Origin of the sequence: Chitinophaga skermanii, from assembly GCF_003259335.1 — a bacterium.
Classification (GTDB): Bacteria; Bacteroidota; Bacteroidia; order Chitinophagales; family Chitinophagaceae; genus Chitinophaga; species Chitinophaga skermanii.
On sequence record NZ_QLLL01000001.1, the window covers coordinates 904,762 to 923,914 of the forward strand.

Genomic DNA, 19,153 nt, shown 5'->3' on the forward strand with positions numbered 1-19,153 from the left:
TGAGAATTAAATGGAATACCTGTTGAGGAAAATAGAATATTCTCGTAATGTAGTTTAAACTGCAGTTACCTTTTATAGTTTTACACTTACCTAGACTAAGCAGCACCCATCATTTATTCACCTTATAATTTACTACCAATGAAAAAGTTCCTATTGTTAGCTGTTCTAGTTATATCTAGCCAACTCGTTCATGCCAAATCCCAATCTAACGGCGATTTAATTTCTTTTGTTAATGGTGCAGTACCAGCTATTCGTGCTACGCCTATTGTTGTTGAGGTCATTTTCTCCTCTGCAATAACGCTTTTACCAGGTCTTCCTGTACAGGTTAAAAATATTACAAAAAACACTACCTACAATACAAGCCTTGTAGTAGTATCTGCTACTGCACTTGTGGCAACTATTAATAATTTTTACGCTGATGCAGGTGATCTTGTACAAGCAAAATTGTCGCTGGTTGGGGGTGTTGTAGATATCGGCTTAAGTGCTCCGCAAGCAGTTACAACTACAGATATTAGTGATGAATTTCTACTAATAGAGATATTACCATTGTAAACATATAAATGCTGTAAAAAGTCTAGGGAACGCTAAGTTTTACTTAGCGTTTTTGTCGTTTGTATGAGTTGATGCAGTTGAAGTGAGTGACGCAACGGCGGCCGAAAAGAACTACCATCGCCAGCTAAACATCTTTTTCACCTTTCGCCTCTAACATGGCTAAACGACCATAATGGTCTGCAATGCGGGTTGTTTCCGGCAAACGATATTGGGTGCATAAATGGAGAACGAGATTTGTCGCAGTTTCAAGGGAAACTTTATGACCAATAGATACATAAACTGGGTTAATATTTGGTTGTGTTCGAAGTACGTTGCCAATAAGTGTATTGTCTGTTTCGTCATACAATCCTACAAAGGCACCTTTTTCAGGCGGTAATTCACCATGAATCCCGCAAAGGCGTGTTTTTCCACATCCAATAGTTGGAATATCTAAGCTAATACCCAAATGAGAGGCCATCCCAAATTTGCGTGGATGAGCTAGTCCTTGTCCATCGCATACGATGAGCTGGGGGTGTTGTTGTAATTTTTTGAATGCTTCGAGCAGTGGTGGCAACTCTCGGAATGAAAATAAGCCTGGAATATAGGGGAAAGTAACCTCCATTACATGAGTAGCAACTTCAACGATACTGAGTGTTTCGGCATCTAAAACTACGATACTACCGGCTATTAGGTTAGTGTCTTTATCGTATTCCACATCACATCCGGCTATTAGCTGTAATGGAGTAGCAAATTGATCATGGGTAATAACTTGTGTTCTTAATTTATCTTGTAAGGCTATGGCTGATTGCTCGTCGTGCATATAGGATTGTTATATCTAGACTTATACTTGCAAGACGAAAATAATAAGTTTTTGTTATTTAATATTTGCATTGTATGCAAAACACAAAGTGGTGGCTAATTTAGATAAGAGTAGTTTGTAGGAAATCTAATGATTAGTAGTACGGTCGCAGTATAAAGGATTAATTTTGGTGGACACATTATTACGACACATGATTTTTCTTTTGCAAAACTTGGAAACATGATGCATTTTTAAACAAGGCCATGTTGTACACACATGACCTTATTTACCTTAAAAAATTGAAACTTTTAAAATCCTGCACCGGGGATGGTGCAGTTCACGTTTGAATGGCTAGTTCGTGCGTGAGATGTAAAGTTAGTTATGCCAAGTGCAGCAATAGCGCAGTGTGAAAATGATAATGTAAAAAAGTCGTTAATGCGTAAACTTTTATGTGGCAGTACAACACGTGCTGCCTTTTTTTTGCTTACTCAATTGATCTACTCTTATATTCCTTCAATAGTGCACCAGGTTTATTAATTTGTTTGCATTGTCATTATTCCCTGTAGTAATATTATACAGTTGCTGTATGTTTTTTTACGGATTTCCTCAACATTATTTCTGAAATCCCGCATTGTACAAGAGTTTTCATTCGCTTAGTTTTACATTCATACAGCAAAAAAAGCATAAGATAACTCTCCTGTGAGTTTCAGTAGCGAAGCTATATTTCTTCTGCAAAAACCTCCAATTTCAATCCTTTTTATTCTTTAGACCCAAAAAATTGTTCCCATATGTGCGGTATTACCGGTGTATTCAACATACACCAACGGCCACTTAAACAGGTGCCCGTTGGTGCATATTCTGCTATGACCCATGCCCTCATTCATAGAGGCCCTGATGAAGAAGGTTCTTTTCAACACGATTTCTTTTGGCTAGGCTTCAAACGGTTGTCGATTATTGATTTGTCGCATGGGCAACAACCCAATTGGAATGAAGATCGTACGATTGTGAGTATTTGTAATGGCGAAATCTTCAATTACCAAGAGTTAAGGGCCGATTTGCAACAACGTGGCCATATATTTAAGACTAATTGTGATGTAGAAGTGTTGGTGCATTTGTATGAAGAATATGGTACCCAAATGTTCAAACATCTCAATGGGCAATTTAGCTTTGCTTTGTATGATTTCCGCCAAGAGCGTTTTATCCTAGCACGCGATCATGTAGGTATTTGTCCTTTATTTTACACGGAAGTAGATCAACATTTGGTATTTGCGAGCGAGATTAAATCAATTTTGCAATACCCTGGTGTTAGAAGGCAAGTAAACTTGGAAGGGTTAGATCAAATATTCTGTTTGCCTGGATTGTGTAGTCCTACTACAATGTTTAAGCATATTCACGCATTGAAACCTGGTCATTTTCTACAAATAGAAAGCGGGAGCGTAAGTGTGCATGAGTATTGGGATTTACAGTTTGAATCCCAGCCGGTTCATCATCCTGAAGAATACTATGTAAATGAATTACATGAGCGGCTTACCCAGGCTGTAAAGTACCGATTACATGCAGATGTTCCCGTGGGATTATATATTAGCGGGGGATTAGATTCTTCTATCATTGCAGGTTTAAGTAGAAATTTGGACACAACGGCGGAAAAGCAATCATTTGGTGTTGTGTTTGACCAAGGTCGTTTTGATGAGCGGGAATACCAGCGGATTGTAGCTTCACATAATAATATCCAGCACCAAGAGATATTGTTTGATGTGGATAAGATGGCGGGGCAATTGAAGCAGATGATTTATTGTGCAGAAACACCTTTAAAAGAAACATATAATACTTGTAGTTTATCGTTATCGCAGCATGTTAGGGACCATGGTATGAAAGTAGTGCTTACTGGTGAAGGTGCCGACGAGGTGTTTGCCGGCTATGTGGGGTATAAGTTAGACAAAAATAGAAGTGTGATGGGAAATGATTTAACCGCGGTTGAATCGATGTTTGAGAGTGAAATTCGGGAAAGAGTGTGGGGGGATGAAGGGTTTCAGTATGAACGTAACTTATATCCTTACCAAGATGTTCGCCGGAGCTTGTATTCAGATCAACTGAATGATCAATTTGAAGCATTCAATTGTCTTCATGAACGATTAATCGACAAATCGAAAATAAAAGGCAAAACACCTTTGCAAAAGCGTGCTTATGTGGATTTTAAATTACGTTTATCCGACCACTTATTAGCAGATCATGGTGATCGGGTAGCCTATGCCAACTCAATTGAAGCACGTTATCCATTCCTGGATATCAACGTGATTGAGTTTGCTAAAACAATTCCAGATGAGCTAAAACTAAATGACTTCTGTGAGAAATATATCTTGCGTAAAACTTTTGCACAATATTTACCTCCAGCTATTCAACAACGCGAAAAATTTGGTTTCGTAGCACCGGGTGCTAGGTATTTGTTACAACAGAATATTGACTGGGTGAATGATTTATTATCGTATGAAACCATTCGCAGGCAAGGATTTTTTAACCCAGATGCAATTGAAACATTAAAACAAACTTACCTCTCAGATGATTTCAACTTGCACGAAACTTTCGAAGTAGATCTATTAATGATTGTTATTACATTCGGATTATTCATGGAACTATTCGATATGGAACCTTTTAGCTAACAACCTACTTTTTCTTTCACCTTATTTAAATTAGTTATGAAAATCATGAATGCCTTCCGTGCATCCGTGGCCCAAAACCCGGAGCGCATAGCTCTTCGCATGCCTAGTAAAACCATTACTTACAGCGAATTGAACGACTTTGTAAATAATGTACTGCAACAATTACAAGTTGCAGGTGTACAAAAAGGCGATATAGTAGCGATTTATGCTACACCTGGTATTGAGTATATAGCTTCCATCCTGGCTTTACAAGCATGCGAGGCCGTGTTTTTGCCTTTGGAACCCGGTGTGCCTACACAACGCGTATCTTTTATACTTGACCAAGTGAAACCGGTATTAGTGATTGCAACATCTTCACTACCGGCAGGCTTACATTGGCCACAAGCCCAATTGCATCTGAACGGCGACCAACTATCATTAGAAAATACAGTTACTGCACATACGGTACGCGCAGAGTCATTATTTACTGATAGGCTAACACCTGCGTACTTGTTCTTCACTTCTGGTTCTACAGGTACGCCCAAAGCAATTGAAGGGACGGTAGAAGGTTTAGATCATTTTATTCGTTGGGAAAGTGAGTTGTTTGTAGATGATGTACAACCCAATGTTTCGTTATTAGCACCGCTTGCATTTGATGTGAGCTTGCGCGATATTTTCTTACCGTTGTATAATGGTGGTACGCTGTGTATTCCTACACAACAAACAAAGCAAGATATTCGTGGGTTCTTACAATGGATCAACGAGAATAACCTCACACATATACATTTAGTACCATCATTGTTCAGGCTCTTAACAGCGGAAATTCAATCGAACCCTAAGCTTTCGCATCATCTAGCCACTGTAAAGAATATCTTTTTAGCCGGAGAACCTTTGCTTTATAAAGATGTAGCAGCTTGGAGAAATGTAGTGCAATACGATATCCAGCTTGTAAATCTATATGGACCATCTGAAACCTCTTTGGCTAAGTTGTTTTATCGCATTCCCGCAGACATAAGTTCGCAAAAAGGGATCGTGCCATTGGGAGAAGCGATAGCAGGAGCGCAAGTTTACATTATGAAGAATGGACAAATTTGTAACACCAATGAAATTGGGGAAATTTCGATTCAAACTAAATTTCGTTCAAATGGCTACTTCGCTGATAATGCATTAACGAATGAGAAATTTGCACTTACTAACCTGGCCCCTGCCTACGGCGAATATCTCTATAAATCGGGTGATTTGGCGAAGTTAGGTGAAGATGGAATTATCTATTTTGTGGGTCGACAAGATACACAAGTGAAAATTAATGGTAACCGGGTTGAGTTATCCGAAGTAGAGAAAACGTTGCAAGATTATCCTTCTATTCAACAAGTAATTGTAGCTGTTCACGAAAATACTTCTCTTGAGCTCGAAATTGCGGCTTATTATGTTGCAGCTGATAATATTCCTGTAGCAGCGTTTCAATCATACTTATCTAACATTTTACCGACATATATGCATCCATTACATTATATAAAAATGGATAAGTTTCCTTTAAATATGAACGGTAAAATTGATAGAAAAGCATTGCCGCGGCCGGTTCAGAAAGTAAATAGCAGCGATTTCGCTCCTTGTGAAACGCCATTAGAAGAAAGTATTGAAGCTATTTGGAAAAGTATTTTGAAAACGGAGCAAGTGGGTCGTAATGCAGGCTTTTTCACAATTGGAGGTTCTTCATTGAAGGCCATTCAAATTATTTCACGTATGCAGAAGGAATTCGGTGTATTGGTAAAACTGGCAGATTTCTTCGCAAAACCTACCGTAAAAGACTTAGCGGTATTAATTGAAAAAGCCTCTACAACAGTACATTCTTAAACTTTCCTGTTATGTCCCCATTATTTCCGCTCACCTTTTTGCAACGCACTTTGTGGTATTTCTGGCAAAGAGGTCAAGAAGATATCGCCTACAATTCTAATTCCAGCGTGGAGTTGGTTGGACCTGTGGATGTAAATATTATCCAACGGGTTTTTGAAACGATTATAGAGCGGCACGCTGCGTTGCGTACTACTTTTTTAGAAGTTGAAGGGCAACCTATGCAAGCAACAAGGCAATTAGAGGAATTGGGATTTCATGTAACGGAAGAATCATTTTTAAATCACTCTGAAGCAACGTTGCTTAGTCGCATCCAAGATTATTTTCATTATAAGTTTGATTTAATCAATGGGCCACTTATTAAGGTGCATATGCTACAATTGGCATCGCAACGATATATGATGTTGGTAAGTATGCACCATATTATTTCCGATGGTTGGTCGTTACAAAATCTATCCCGGGAATTTTCTATTATCTATAATGATTTTGCATCAGGAAAACCTTGTTCATTAGCACCTTTGGAATTTCAATGCTATGATTTTAAGGAAGAAGAAACAGGTAATATTGATGAGTTACGCACGTTTTGGTTAGATAAGTTACAAGGGGAATTGCCGGTATTGGATTTGCCTTCGGACAGGGTGCGACCGGCAATAAAGACTTATGAAGGTGATAATTGCTACTTAGGGTTTAGTGCTGAAGAATTTCAATGCATTCGTTATTATGCTTCAAAACAAGGTTGTAGCCCATTTATCGTGTTACTGTCTGCCCTGAAGGGTTTGTTTTACAGGTACAGTAACCAAGCTGATATAATGGTGGGTATCCCAATGGCTGGCCGATATGAGGTGGCGATGGAACCATTGATCGGTTGTTTTGTGAACACTTTATTGATGCGTAGTACTTTTCAACCGAATTGGAGTTTTGATGAGATGGTTAGCTACATGCAAATGAATTTCTTAGAATCCTTTGGAGCACAACAATATACATTCGAACGTTTATTGAATGATTTACGTTTAAAACGTGATCCAGCAAGATCTCCTTTGTTCGATATTACGGTGAATTACTTGGAGCGGTTGGTGGATGAGGGGGATGTGCATCTACATGGTATCGACATGAGAGGATATGAAGTGCCTAGTAAGAATAGTAAATATGATATTGAAATCGACTTTATTGAAACGACTGATGCCTTGCGGATGAATTTTAACTACAATTCTTCCTTATTCGATGCGTGGCGTATGCAGAAAATGTTGCAAGATTTCAAATGTTATGTGTTCGAGGCCATCAAGCATCCCAATATTTCTATCGCAAGGATCAATTTTATACAAGCCTCGGAGCGTGAACAATTACTGGAAGGATTTAACCGTACGGCCCGTAAGGATATTCCAAATGATTTTCTAAGTGTATTGTCGACTATCGTTGCAGAAAAGTCACAGCATATTGCTTTGAAACATCAGCAATTTACATGGACTTATGGGCAGTTGGCGAAAGTGTCGGATGCAATCGCTTGTTACTTGCAGAATTCATTTCATGTTTCGGTAGGACAGCCTATTGGGGTTTTGATGCCTCATAACGATTGGGTAATTCCATTGTATATAGGTATTATGAAGTCTGGTGCTTGTTTCATTCCACTCAATCGCCAGTATCCTAAGCAAGAATTAGAACAACTAACCCGTTTAGATCACATTGCCCTTGTAATTGCTGATCCAACATTGTTTACCCAAGAAGATAGTTCAACAGCCCGGGTTTTATCATTACAACATATTAAAGATGAGATGCAGCCTTATTACGGTATTGCTCCTTCAAATGTCGAGAATGTAGCTGAACAAACGGCTTATATCATTTATACTTCGGGATCTACTGGTACACCGAAAGGGGTGGAGGTGAAACATGCTAGTCTTATCAATTATTTGCACTGGACGAATGATTATTATTATCATAACGAAAGTGGTTTTAATACTACACTTTTCACAAGCCTTTCTTCTGACTTAACAATTACAACGCTTTTCGCACCATTAATGCGCGGCGATGTAATTGAAGTAATGGATGGTTTTGCTGATGAAATTGTTGCTAACGCATTTGCAAAGAACAGTGGCATAAAAACAATCAAACTTACACCGTCTCACATCAATCTACTTCCAATGAGTACTGCAAATGATAGTGCTATAGAAGTTGTGATAGTGGGTGGAGAAGCTTTATTGGAAAGACATGTAGAGATTTTACGTTCGTATAATCCATTCATTAAGATTTACAATGAATATGGGCCAACTGAAGCTACTGTAGGATGTATTGTGGAAGATTATGATGCAGGAAGACCCGTTCGTTCAATTGGGATGCCGATTGCGAATACGCAAATATATATTGTTGATGAACTTATGCAATTACAACCTATTGGAGTACCTGGTGAAATATTGATTGGTGGCGATTGTTTGGCGGCTGGTTATAGGAACAATGCAGCCATGACTGCAGCCCGTTTTATTGATCATCCTTTTCTCCCCAACCAGAAGGTATACCGTACAGGTGATATTGGTACTTGGTTGCCGGCTGGAAATATTGAATATTTAGGTCGTTCTGATGGTCAAATTAAAATCCGTGGTTACCGTGTAGAGCCTGGTGAAATTGAAACGATCATTGAAAAATATCCTGGCCTTAGTAAGGCAATTGTTGTATTGCATAATGCCGATAAACGTCCATTCTTTGTTGCATATATCATTACTTCGCAACCGTTTGATGAGATTGCATTAAGAAATTACGTATTTGATAAACTGCCTGAATACATGGTGCCAGAACGGTTCATTGAAATTGAAGAAGTGCCTTTGGCTAGTAGCGGAAAAGTAGATAAAAGTAAATTACCTCAAATTAACCTCATGCAAAACCCAGGTGCTTTCTCCGAGCCAACCAATGAATTGGAACAAACATTGAAAAATATTTGGATGCAGGTGTTGAAATTGGATAATGTGAGTATTGAAGATAATTTCTTTGAAGCCGGCGGCGATTCAATCTCAATTATTCGTATGCACCAAGAAATTGTTAACACGCTTGCCGTGCAGATCACAATTGTTGATCTCTTTAAATTCAATACCATCCGAAGTCAAGGCAATTTCTTGTCAACTAAAATAAAAGTAAGTACCGTTACTGCGAGTGACTTCGAAGTTTAGTTTTCACCCAATAAAAATATTCTTATGCATAATTTTTCATCCAGCGATGTAGCTATCATCGGGGTGAGCGGCCTATTTCCCGGGGCCAACACTTTAGCTGCATTCGCACAGTTGTTAGCAGAAGGGCAGGATATGGTACGTACGGTATCGCCAGGTAGGTTGACTGATGCGCGTTGTGATGCTTCTAAAAATTACCGACCCATTGGTTTTTTAGAATCCGTAGACAAATTTGATCATTCTTTTTTCGGTATATCTAAAAGTGAAGCAGAATCCATAGACCCGGTTCAGCGTATTGTACTGGAGTTGGTATATGGTGTATTTGAAAATGCGGGTTACAGCCCGGCAGCATTTAAAGGCCAGTCGCACGGTGTGTTTATGGGAGGGCTGGGTAGTGCTTATTCGGCTGTTTCGGGTATTGATGATGGTGTGGCGATTATAGGAAATACAAACGGGATTATCGCTGGTAGAGTTGCGTATATGCTAGATTTGAGAGGGCCGGTGATGATGTTAGATACAACTTGTTCTTCCGCATTAACAGCGGTGTATGAAGCTTGTCAACATATTCGCCAAGGTCGTGTGAAAATGGCTGTGGCAGGATCATTTACAGTGCAAAATTTCTTTGCAGAAATGCAGGAGGAAAGCCCATTGAATACAATGTCGCCCGATGGTAAATGTAAACCATTCGATCAATCTGCCAATGGTATAGGTAGTGGTGAAGGAGGTGGGGTGATTTTATTGAAAAGTGCTGCTGAAGCTTTTTTAGATGGCGATCACATTTACGCGGTTATTAAAGGAATGGCGATGAATAGTGATGGTGGCTTATCGAACGGTTTAACAGCGCCTAGTCCTGAAGCGCAAAAGCAAGTGATTTTAGAAGCATGGGCTGATGCTGGGATCAATCCTAACACAATTGGTTACATAGAAGCACATGGAACAGGTACAAAATTGGGCGATCCTATAGAATTCCAAGCACTTACTGAAGCATTTCGTAAACATGGAGCAGCTTTACAGTCGTGTGCTTTAGGGGCGGTAAAGGGTAATTTTGGGCACTTAGATCATGCCGCAGGTATGGCGGGGATTTTTAAATTGATTTGCTCTTTGCAGAATGGAAAACTATATCCTAGTTTACATTTTACAAGTCCGAATCCTTTCTTAGATTATACGCAATCGGCCTTGTTTGTCAATACAACTTATAAAGATTGGCTTACCGATGGACATTCTCGAAGGGCTGGGATTAGTGCATTTGGATTGAGTGGTACGAATGTGCATTTGGTTTTAGAAGCATATGAGCCTTTTTATGAGCAGACGAAGGATTTGGAGCATTGGGGATCTTATTTTTTGAAATTAAGTGCCAAAACTCCCGCTGCACTTCAACAATATAAAATTGACGTTGCTAATTACCTTGAAGCATTACCGGCAACAGATGTTATTAGTGCATTGCACACATTGAATATTTGCAGGGGAGATTATGAGCATCGCTTAACGATTCGGGGTACAAGTATTGAGCAATTAATTTCGGCCCTCCGGGATGCTAACTTACCAACGTTCAAGCAAAAAGCACAATCCGCGGTTACTGTATTATTGTCAAACGAAGCTGTACCCCCTGCTATTGTGAATTACATTATACAAATCAATAGCGACTTTAAATCGGTTCATGATACAGTAATGGCAGATGCGCCAGGTGCGATTGCTCCTACGTTAGCGGGCCAATTGGTGTGGCTATTATTTCTCGACCAAATTAAAATCGACATATCAAGAGTTGTTGCTACTGGAATTGGTAAGCTCGCACAACGCATCTTCAATGATCGTTCATTACTCCAGCAAATCACAAAATTAACTGCGGAGGGTATTCATGAACTTCCTACAGATAAAATGAAGGTTGATACATTGGCAGGAACTTTAGCGACTCAAGATAGTAGCACGTTATTGCTTCGAGTAAGTAATAATTGTTCGCTAAGTAGGATGATAACCCAAGCTGCTCCCGTATTACGAGCTATTCAACCAAATAGTGCTGCATTTGATGCCTCTTATATGTTGCAGTTAATTTTTGAACAAGGCATTACAGCACATATTCCTGCATTTCGATCAATTTTACATTTTGCTGTTAAACCAGCTCCTACTTACCCATTTCAAAAGATTCGTTGTTGGTTTCCTGTAGAAGAAGCAAGCAAAGTTCAAGCTACCGGCGAACATTTATTGTACGAACATCGTTGGAAAGAGATAACTCTTGCGAAAGGTCATCCCATTTCGCAAAAAGTACTAGTGCTTTTCACTGGTATAAATAATTTTGCAACAAACGTATTCAATTTATTAGCATCCAATAATACAATCATCCAGGTGAATAACGGCGCTTATTTCGAGAAAATTAGTGCTACGCAATACAATGTGAATATCAATTCCTTGGAAGATTACATAAAATTGGAGCGCGCTATTGCAACAGATTTTCCCGCTTTAAATGGTATTGTAGATGTATTGGGATGTGATGTTAAGAACGATGAAAACATTCTTGCACATGCTTTTAATGTAACGAAGGCATTCGCAACGCATTTGTTAAAAAGGCAATTTGGTGTATATGTGGCTACAAGTGGGATATATAATTTGATAAACAGGGAAACAAGTGAAGTGGCAGCAGCCTGGGGGGCATGGAAAGGAATTTTGTCAGATTTTCTACATGTAGATATGCGTGTAGTTGATTTTGTAGATGAAGATACTGCTAATAATGCTGCAAGTTTTATAGATGCAATAACTGCTTCACATGAAATAAAGTTTAGCAAATTTGTTGATAAGAAACATTATGTACAAGCCTTGCATCCTTACAAAGGATTTACCTCAACGAATGAAGGACTTCTTCAACAACCCGGTACGTATATTATAACAGGAGGATTGGGGAGAATTGGTAGAATCGTTTGCCGTTTTTTGGCGGATAAACATCATCATCTAATTGTGATTGGTCAACGTGCGATTGAAAATGATATTGAGAAATCGGCATTCGTGAAGGAATTACAGCAAAAGGCGGCCAGTTTTACATACTATGCGGCACCTTTAAACGATCGTGAAAAGTTGATGCATGTTGTGAAAAGTTTATCGAAAGAGTTACCACCTGTACAGGCAGTTTTACATTTGGCTGGTATTGCCGACGATTTCGTGCCTTTACAAGATAAAACTTGGCAAAATTTTGAACGTACATTATCACCCAAGGTTGCAGGAACACGTCATTTATTTGAAGCAACTGCTTCGCTTGAGCCTTCATTGTTCTTGTGCTTTTCCTCGCTCAACGCTATCATACCTAAGAAATTTAGCGCCGATTACGCAGCGGCCAATTGCTTCGAAGATCATTTTGTACAAAAAATTGGCTTATATGGTCGGACAAGATTAGTAAGTATTAACTGGCCGGGATGGGATGTGTTTGATGAACCTGGTAATGGGATTGGTGCAGATGAAGGGATGCAAGTAATGCAACAAGCGATTAGTAGCGGACTTTCCAACATTGTGGTATCGAAACCAAAAGATATTGCATATTTCAGTATAAATCCATTCTTCCAATTGGAAGATACTGTTAACAACCATTCATCTGAACCCAATATCAATCGTTTACCAATTGTTCAAAGCGTTGAAGAACTGATCGCCCAAATTTGGCAAGAGGTATTAAAAGCTGATGATATTCAATTAGATGATGATTTCTTTGATATTGGAGGACATTCACTCAATGGCACGCAAGTACTAAACCGGGTGAATAAGCAATTCAATGTATTGTTGGATATGGACGATTTCTTTGAATATGGAACGATCCAGGCTATGGCAAATATTGTGAAAGAACGAATGCCTGTGCAAGTTAAACCAAGCTTGAATGAAGAAATTGCACAAATCTGGAAAGATGTATTGAAAGCTGATGATATTCAGTTTGATGATGATTTCTTTGATATTGGTGGGCATTCATTGAACGGTACCCAAGTATTAAACCGGGTGAATAAGCAATTCAATGTATCGTTGGATATGGACGATTTTTTTGAATATGGAACGATTAAAGCTATGGCGAAGATAGTTGAGGAAAGAATGCCGGCGCAAGTACATCAATTGGAGAAGGTGGATAATGATATTATTCCTACCATCCCAATTAGTGAACATTACGCGACTTCTGCCATGCAACAAACGTTTTATATCAACAGCCAGTTGCAAGAAGGCTCCCGGATTTTCAACATGGTTTTACCGTTCTTTATCAAAGGAAATCTTAATAAAACTGCATTAGAACAATCTATTTCCTATTTGTTAGATCGCCACGAGTCGTTACGTACTCGATTTTCAGTTGAAGATGGTGAATTGCGCCAGGCAATTATGTCATTAACAGATATACCACTACCTGTTACCTACGAATCCGCTGATCCGGCCGTTAATTGGGATTACTACCCGCAACGTGAGCATGACAGGTTATTTGATATTTCATCTGATTTGCTGTTACGCGTAAACGTAGTGGCATACTCTGAAGAAAGACATTTGTTTGTGCTGACAGTACATCATTTAGTAACCGATGGTTGGAGTCAAGGCGTGTTGTTGGCAGAATTTTTACAAGCTTACGATGCTTTTTCGAAGAATGAAAAGCCAGCTTTGCCTGCTTTGGGCTTCCAATATAAAGATTACGTAGTATGGTTAGAAAATGAATTACAGCGCCATGGATCGGAAGAATTAGATTATTGGGAGAAAAAGCTTCAAGGCAATTGGCCGATGTTTGAAGAACCTGTTACTGGAAATGAAGCATCAAAATGGAAAGCCGGCACTTTGAAATTTGCATTGTCTTCCATCGAAACCCAAGCGCTCAAACAATTTGCTAAACAGCAGGATACTACATTATTTATGTTACTCCTCGCGATTTCAAAAGTTGTATTACACCAAGCTTTCGGATGGAACGATGTAGTAGTAGGTACAGTTACCAGTGGTCGTATTCATCCTTCCCTCGAAAACCAAATCGGCAATTTCCTCAATACAATCGCCTTGCGCGATCAAGTACGAAGTGATATGACGTTCGTAGAACTACTCGCTAGCGTACGTCAAACAACATTGGAAGCTTTCCGTCACCAGACAGTTCCATTTACAAAAGTAATCGAACATAGACTTGGTACAGGTGTACAATGGCGCGAACGCTGGATGGAGGTACAAGTAAACTTACATAACTATGTGCAAGTTGAAGACCATATTAAAGCTGCCGACTTTCTCGAACTACCAGCAGAAACTACCGATTACGATTTTGATACAGATTGGAGTTTGCATTTTAATTGTATGGAAACAGCCCCGAACGAACTTAGTATTTATATCAATTACAATAAAAATATGTTGGAAGATGCTTTCATGCACCGCATGAAGGATCATGTTCAGCAGTTGATCCCGTTACTCTTAAAACAATCAACTTCTCCTTTACACACGTTTCCAAACCTCGTGGCCACTGCCACTATTTAATTCACCCTCAAAAATTTTCTACATATGAACCCAGTTTTTGAACAAGGATTTCCTTTAGTGGTACGCTTTAACGGCGATAACCGCGATACTTTTATTGCGTGGTACAAAGAAAATGAAGCCAAGCTCACAGATCTTTTACATGAAAAAGGAGCGATTTTATTTAAAGGTATTGACCTGAGTGATTTAGATGATTTCGAACATGTGATGTCATTTATCTCGGATAAATTCGTCAATTACGTCGACGGTTTTTCACCGCGTACAAAACTGGCGAAGAATATTTATACCTCAACAGAATACGATGCAGATTTCTATATCACGCTTCATAACGAATTATCTTTTTCTAATCGTTGGCCTTCGCGTTTATTCTTTTTCTGTGTAACACCTGCACAACATGGGGGAGAAACACCCATTGCTGACGGTCGTGAAATTCTTCGCAAAATGCGTCCTGAATTATTAGAAACGTTTACACAGAAGGGCGTTACCTATATTAGGAACTTGCATAATGGCGGTGGTGTTGGCCCTTCTTGGCAACAAACGTACGAAACAGAATCTCAAAATGAAGTGGAGAACTTTTGTAAAGAAGGTAACGTGGATTTTGAATGGAAAGAAGATGGTGGCTTGAAAATTATTCAGCGTAAAGATGCCTTATTGAAGCACCCTGTAAGTGGAGAGGAAGTATGGTTTAACCAAGTAGATCAGTTTCATCCTTGCCATTTGCGTCCAGAAATTTATGAAACATTGATGGAGTTGTACGATAACCAGGAAGAAGAGTTACCGATGTATGGTTGTTTTGGAGATGACTCACGTATTGAAAAGGAAATGATTCATGAAGTGAGAAGCATTGTGGATGAAACGGCGGTTCCTGTTGCATGGCAGAAAGGTGATTTGTTGATGTTGGATAATGTGCTGGTAGCTCATGGTCGTATGCCATACAAAGGTGATCGTAAAATATTAGTGTCGATGTCCGTTTAGCCATCTTTTAAAATTAATCCATGAAACGTATTCTTCGTTTATTGAAAAGTAGGTCGAAAGCCTTTTACTTGCTTATTATCCTGTTGGGGTTAGGGAACTCTCTTATTTACAGTGGTATTTTATATTTTATAAATCAAGCAATCACCAATCAACCGGTGGCAATTTGGCCTGCGTATGATTGGGTATTGTACTTGTCAATTATTGCATTTTCGGCTGCTTGTAATATTATCTCGCAGAAGTATTTGATAGTATTGACTAACGAAATGTTAGTCAACTACGAGAACTCGGTGCTTACTAAAGTGAAGCATGCTACTTACGAGAAATTTGAAAAAATGGGGAAACAGAAAATTTATGCAGCATTAGGCGACTCATGGATTTTAGCAGAATTTCCTCGCACTTTCGTGGCTTCTGCCAATACTTTGATCATCGTGTTGTGTAGTATTGGATATATGTTCACCGTGAATGTACCGGTGGCAGCTACCTTCACAGTTTTTTTGGTGTTATTATCCATCGGTTTTATTCGAAGTGGAATTACTATTAAGAATGAATTCTCGGCTATACAGCGTTACCAGGATCAATTTTACGGCTATATGACCGATTTTTTGGATGGTTATAAAGAAGTTAAAATGCGCATTTTACGTGCCGATAACATTCTTGGTGGTTTCATTTATAACAACCGTGCGGCGAAGAAAAAGCTGAGTATACAAACATATACTAAAGACACCATTTTTGGTTTTATTTCTCGCTTTACTTGGTATTTGTTAATTGGGTCTATCGTGTTTCTATTTCCACGGATTTTAAATTTCCCCATTGCAGAAATGACGGTCTGTTTGTTGATTGTATTACACATGTTAGAGTCGATGAACTTTTTTTTGGGAAATATTCCATTTTATTTTAGGGTTGATGGAGCATTGAAGAAGATGGAGGATTTGGATCAACAAGTGGAAGATTTCAGAACAGCCGACATGATCGAAAAAGTGAATTTATCTAAAGAGCCTTTCGAAAGTATCGTTTTTGAAAATGTGGAATACACGTATTTCGATGAACATAATAGCTTAGTTTTCTCATTGGGTCCAGTAAATGTAACACTTAGGAAAAATGAAACGGTGTTTGTTGAAGGGGGGAATGGCAGTGGTAAAAGTACTTTCGTGAATTTGCTCACTGGTTTATACATCCCCCAAAGCGGAAACATCTATTATAACGGTGAGAAAATTGACTTGTCAAATGCCGACGCATACCGTGATAAATTGTCTTCTATTTTCACGAGTAACCATCTTTTCTCCGAAAACTACGACGAGTTTGATATTCGCGAACAAAATGTACAGTTATCCCAATTAATCGATATGGTACAGCTGCGGAATATACTCCGCATCGATACATCTAAGAATTGGTTCAAACATCATCTTTCAAAAGGACAGCAAAAGCGTCTTGCACTTGTTTATTCCCTTTTAGAGAACCGCGATGTATTAATTATGGACGAATGGGCGGCAGAACAAGACCCTGCATTCCGTGCATATTTCTACCAAGAAATTATTAATCGTTTAAAATCTATGGGGAAAACCATTATTCTTATCACCCATGATGATCGTTATATCAACCAAGCCGACCGTGTTATTAAGTTCGAAGAAGGTAGAATTGTGCAAGATGCATTATTGAAACCATTATTAGAACCACAATTTGTAGGATAATGGTACAGCAAGTTGTTTTTTTACCATATGCTGGTGGATCTAAGTTTGCTTATCGTAATTACGTGAAAAATTTGCCAGTTGGCGTAGAAGGTATATTGCCCGAATTGCCGGGGCATGGTATGCGTATGCAAGAATTACCGCTTACTTCGTTACAAGAAGTAGTAGAAGATTTATATAAGCAAATTCGACCACAGCTGAAAGGTCCGTACATTATTTACGGGCATTCAATGGGTAGCTTATTGGGGTTTTTATTGACAAAATATTTACTGCAAAAAGGTGATCCCATTCCTCAATACTGCGCATTTACGGGAACCATGGCTCCTAGTCAAACAGGAAAGCGAGTACGGAAGCTTCATCTATTACCTAAGCATGAGTTTTGGGCAGCCATATATGCATATGGAGGAACACCGCAGGAAATCCGGGATACCGAAGCGTATCAAGATTTGGTGGAAAATATTTTCCGTACCGATTTTCAACTTGTAGAAACCTATAAACACGAAGCTTTCAAGTTGCCAGTACCCGTACTTGTAATTAATGGCAGCGAAGAAAATATAACCCCGGAAGAAGTGAATGCATGGCGGAATGATGTCAATAATTTTGTTGAGATACAAACTATGCCAGGACATCACTTTTTCATTCAAGGGAAAGAACCTGTTATTTTGCAAACAATTCTTTCCTTTTCAACTCTTATTCAGCATCCACAACCCTCTAAACATAGTAAGCATGAGCTTATCAAAAATTCCAAGTATACTGATGTCAACGCTGAAATTGGGCTCGATGGTTATTCCGGGCAATGGGAAAATGGCGAGCCAAGCCAGGGAAATCCCAGTATTCCAACAAATCAATGTGAGCATTGCAACAACCCGTGTTGTTGTGCAGAAAGGCTTATCAACGAAACTTGAGATTATTGCCGACAAGAATATTTTGCCGTATATCAAAACACAAGTTAAGAATGAATGCTTAACCATTGGTACACTACGTAACATTAGTTTACAACCCTCACAATCGATAGAAATTCATATTACAACGCCCACTTTGCATACACTTCGTAATTCGGGCAGCGCTCAAATTGTGCTGCCAGTTACGACTGCTGTAGAAGCTTTACAGGTGTATAATTCCGGTAGTGGTAGTATGGAGTTATTATTGGAGGCTGGTTTGTTAGAAGTATGTAATTCTGGATCTGGAGAACTTACATTGGCTGGTGATGTGGCTAAGTTGAGTTGTAATTCTTCTGGAAGTGGGCACGTGAAAGCCGAAAATTGTTTTGTAAAGGAAGTGTATTTCAATGCCAGCGGTAGCGGCCAAAGTTATTTCTCCTGTGGTGAAAAATTGGTGGGATTTATTTCAGGAAGTGGAGGCGTGTATTATAATGGGAACCCATCTTTCGTACAAGTCGATTCACCGGGAAGTGGTAAGCTTAGCAAAAACTAGTACCGTGTTAACGTTGTATTTCACTGTATTGCCTGCGTTTACAAACGAAACATGGGAAGAAAGTTGGCAACAATTGGATTTACCAGCTGAGTGGAAATATCACCTTCAATTTCCCAAACATATACCCACGGCAGCTGCATCGCTAGCAGGCAAGGCAATGTTGAAAAAGTATTGCTATATGCACAGTAAGCAGCTTAGGAAAGACAAGTATGGTCGACCATATTTGCTAAACTCTCCAATTGATTTCAATATTTCTCATGCGGGAGATCTTGTTGTATTGCTTGTAAGTGATAGAAAGATCGGGGTAGATGTTGAAAAAATTTCTCCCATTGCACTGGATGACTTCGAGCAGGTATTTACACAGCAAGAATGGCAAATCATCGGGAAAGATCTCAATTTGTTTTACCGCTATTGGACTATTAAAGAAGCCGTTATGAAGGCGGATGGTCGGGGTATGCATATACCTTTGCAATCAATACACATTCTCCCAAAGTTAACCCAAGCCTTCACGGATCGTGCGGAGTGGCAGTTAATCCCCGTGCAAATTGTACATGGCTATGCTTGTACAATAGCATGTTTACCCGGTACAAATGACCAAATTTCTATTATTCAAACTCCTGTTTTCTAGCATATAAAAAAATCAGT

The 19,153-nt window shown here is 39.1% G+C and carries 11 protein-coding genes; 10 read left to right on the forward strand and 1 reads right to left on the reverse strand.

Annotated elements, in window-relative coordinates:
* Positions 1-138: 138 nt before the first annotated feature.
* On the forward strand, positions 139-552 hold the full coding sequence (locus LX64_RS03685; protein WP_111596235.1) for a hypothetical protein: 414 nt from the start codon (positions 139-141) through the stop codon (positions 550-552).
* Positions 553-676: 124 nt separating this feature from the next.
* On the opposite strand, the gene nfi is transcribed toward LX64_RS03685, so the two are convergent.
* Positions 677-1,351 carry a deoxyribonuclease V gene (nfi, locus tag LX64_RS03690; RefSeq protein ID WP_111596236.1) on the reverse strand — a complete coding sequence of 225 codons (675 nt, stop codon included), beginning with the start codon at positions 1,349-1,351 and terminating at the stop codon, positions 677-679.
* Between the two features lie 767 nt (positions 1,352-2,118).
* On the opposite strand from nfi, the gene asnB reads away from it, so the two are divergent.
* From asnB to LX64_RS03735, 9 genes are read left to right on the forward strand one after another with little or no spacing between them, the layout of a single operon-like run.
* Positions 2,119-3,987, forward strand: a complete 1,869-nt coding sequence (asnB, locus tag LX64_RS03695; RefSeq protein ID WP_111596237.1) for an asparagine synthase (glutamine-hydrolyzing) — start codon at positions 2,119-2,121, stop codon at positions 3,985-3,987.
* 36 nt (positions 3,988-4,023) lie between these two features.
* Positions 4,024-5,820 (forward strand): non-ribosomal peptide synthetase, encoded by a 1,797-nt coding sequence (locus LX64_RS03700; protein ID WP_111596238.1) that lies wholly within the window; start codon positions 4,024-4,026, stop codon positions 5,818-5,820.
* An 11-nt stretch (positions 5,821-5,831) separates the two neighbouring features.
* Positions 5,832-8,969 (forward strand): non-ribosomal peptide synthetase, encoded by a 3,138-nt coding sequence (locus tag LX64_RS03705; protein WP_111596239.1) that lies wholly within the window; start codon positions 5,832-5,834, stop codon positions 8,967-8,969.
* A 24-nt stretch (positions 8,970-8,993) separates the two neighbouring features.
* A complete protein-coding gene (locus LX64_RS03710; protein ID WP_111596240.1) occupies positions 8,994-14,417 on the forward strand; it encodes an SDR family NAD(P)-dependent oxidoreductase in 5,424 nt (1,807 codons plus the stop codon).
* A gap of 24 nt (positions 14,418-14,441) precedes the next feature.
* The gene (locus tag LX64_RS03715; protein WP_111596241.1) at positions 14,442-15,389 is read left to right on the forward strand and encodes a TauD/TfdA family dioxygenase; all 948 of its coding nucleotides are present in this window, start codon (positions 14,442-14,444) and stop codon (positions 15,387-15,389) included.
* A 20-nt stretch (positions 15,390-15,409) separates the two neighbouring features.
* A complete protein-coding gene (locus tag LX64_RS03720; RefSeq protein WP_111596242.1) occupies positions 15,410-17,077 on the forward strand; it encodes an ATP-binding cassette domain-containing protein in 1,668 nt (555 codons plus the stop codon).
* Positions 17,077-17,979: a thioesterase II family protein gene (locus LX64_RS03725; RefSeq protein WP_111596243.1), complete on the forward strand. Its 903-nt coding sequence runs from the start codon at positions 17,077-17,079 to the stop codon at positions 17,977-17,979. Before LX64_RS03720 ends, LX64_RS03725 begins: the two co-directional genes overlap by 1 nt.
* Entirely contained in the window at positions 17,951-18,508 is a 558-nt protein-coding gene (locus LX64_RS03730) for a GIN domain-containing protein (protein ID WP_245952534.1), read from the forward strand. Before LX64_RS03725 ends, LX64_RS03730 begins: the two co-directional genes overlap by 29 nt.
* Positions 18,447-19,136 (forward strand): 4'-phosphopantetheinyl transferase family protein, encoded by a 690-nt coding sequence (locus tag LX64_RS03735; protein WP_211324721.1) that lies wholly within the window; start codon positions 18,447-18,449, stop codon positions 19,134-19,136. Before LX64_RS03730 ends, LX64_RS03735 begins: the two co-directional genes overlap by 62 nt.
* Positions 19,137-19,153 lie beyond the last annotated feature (17 nt).

Bases quoted from the DNA above. Each gene is read 5' to 3' on its own strand.
- LX64_RS03725 (WP_111596243.1), top strand. From the start codon at position 17,077: ATGGTACAGCAAGTTGTTTTTTTACCATATGCTGGTGGATCTAAGTTT.
- LX64_RS03685 (WP_111596235.1), top strand. From the start codon at position 139: ATGAAAAAGTTCCTATTGTTAGCTGTTCTAGTTATATCTAGCCAACTC.
- LX64_RS03705 (WP_111596239.1), top strand. From the start codon at position 5,832: ATGTCCCCATTATTTCCGCTCACCTTTTTGCAACGCACTTTGTGGTAT.
- LX64_RS03710 (WP_111596240.1), top strand. From the start codon at position 8,994: ATGCATAATTTTTCATCCAGCGATGTAGCTATCATCGGGGTGAGCGGC.
- LX64_RS03720 (WP_111596242.1), top strand. From the start codon at position 15,410: ATGAAACGTATTCTTCGTTTATTGAAAAGTAGGTCGAAAGCCTTTTAC.
- LX64_RS03715 (WP_111596241.1), top strand. From the start codon at position 14,442: ATGAACCCAGTTTTTGAACAAGGATTTCCTTTAGTGGTACGCTTTAAC.
- nfi (WP_111596236.1), bottom strand. From the start codon at position 1,351: ATGCACGACGAGCAATCAGCCATAGCCTTACAAGATAAATTAAGAACA.
- asnB (WP_111596237.1), top strand. From the start codon at position 2,119: ATGTGCGGTATTACCGGTGTATTCAACATACACCAACGGCCACTTAAA.
- LX64_RS03735 (WP_211324721.1), top strand. From the start codon at position 18,447: ATGGGAACCCATCTTTCGTACAAGTCGATTCACCGGGAAGTGGTAAGC.
- LX64_RS03700 (WP_111596238.1), top strand. From the start codon at position 4,024: ATGAAAATCATGAATGCCTTCCGTGCATCCGTGGCCCAAAACCCGGAG.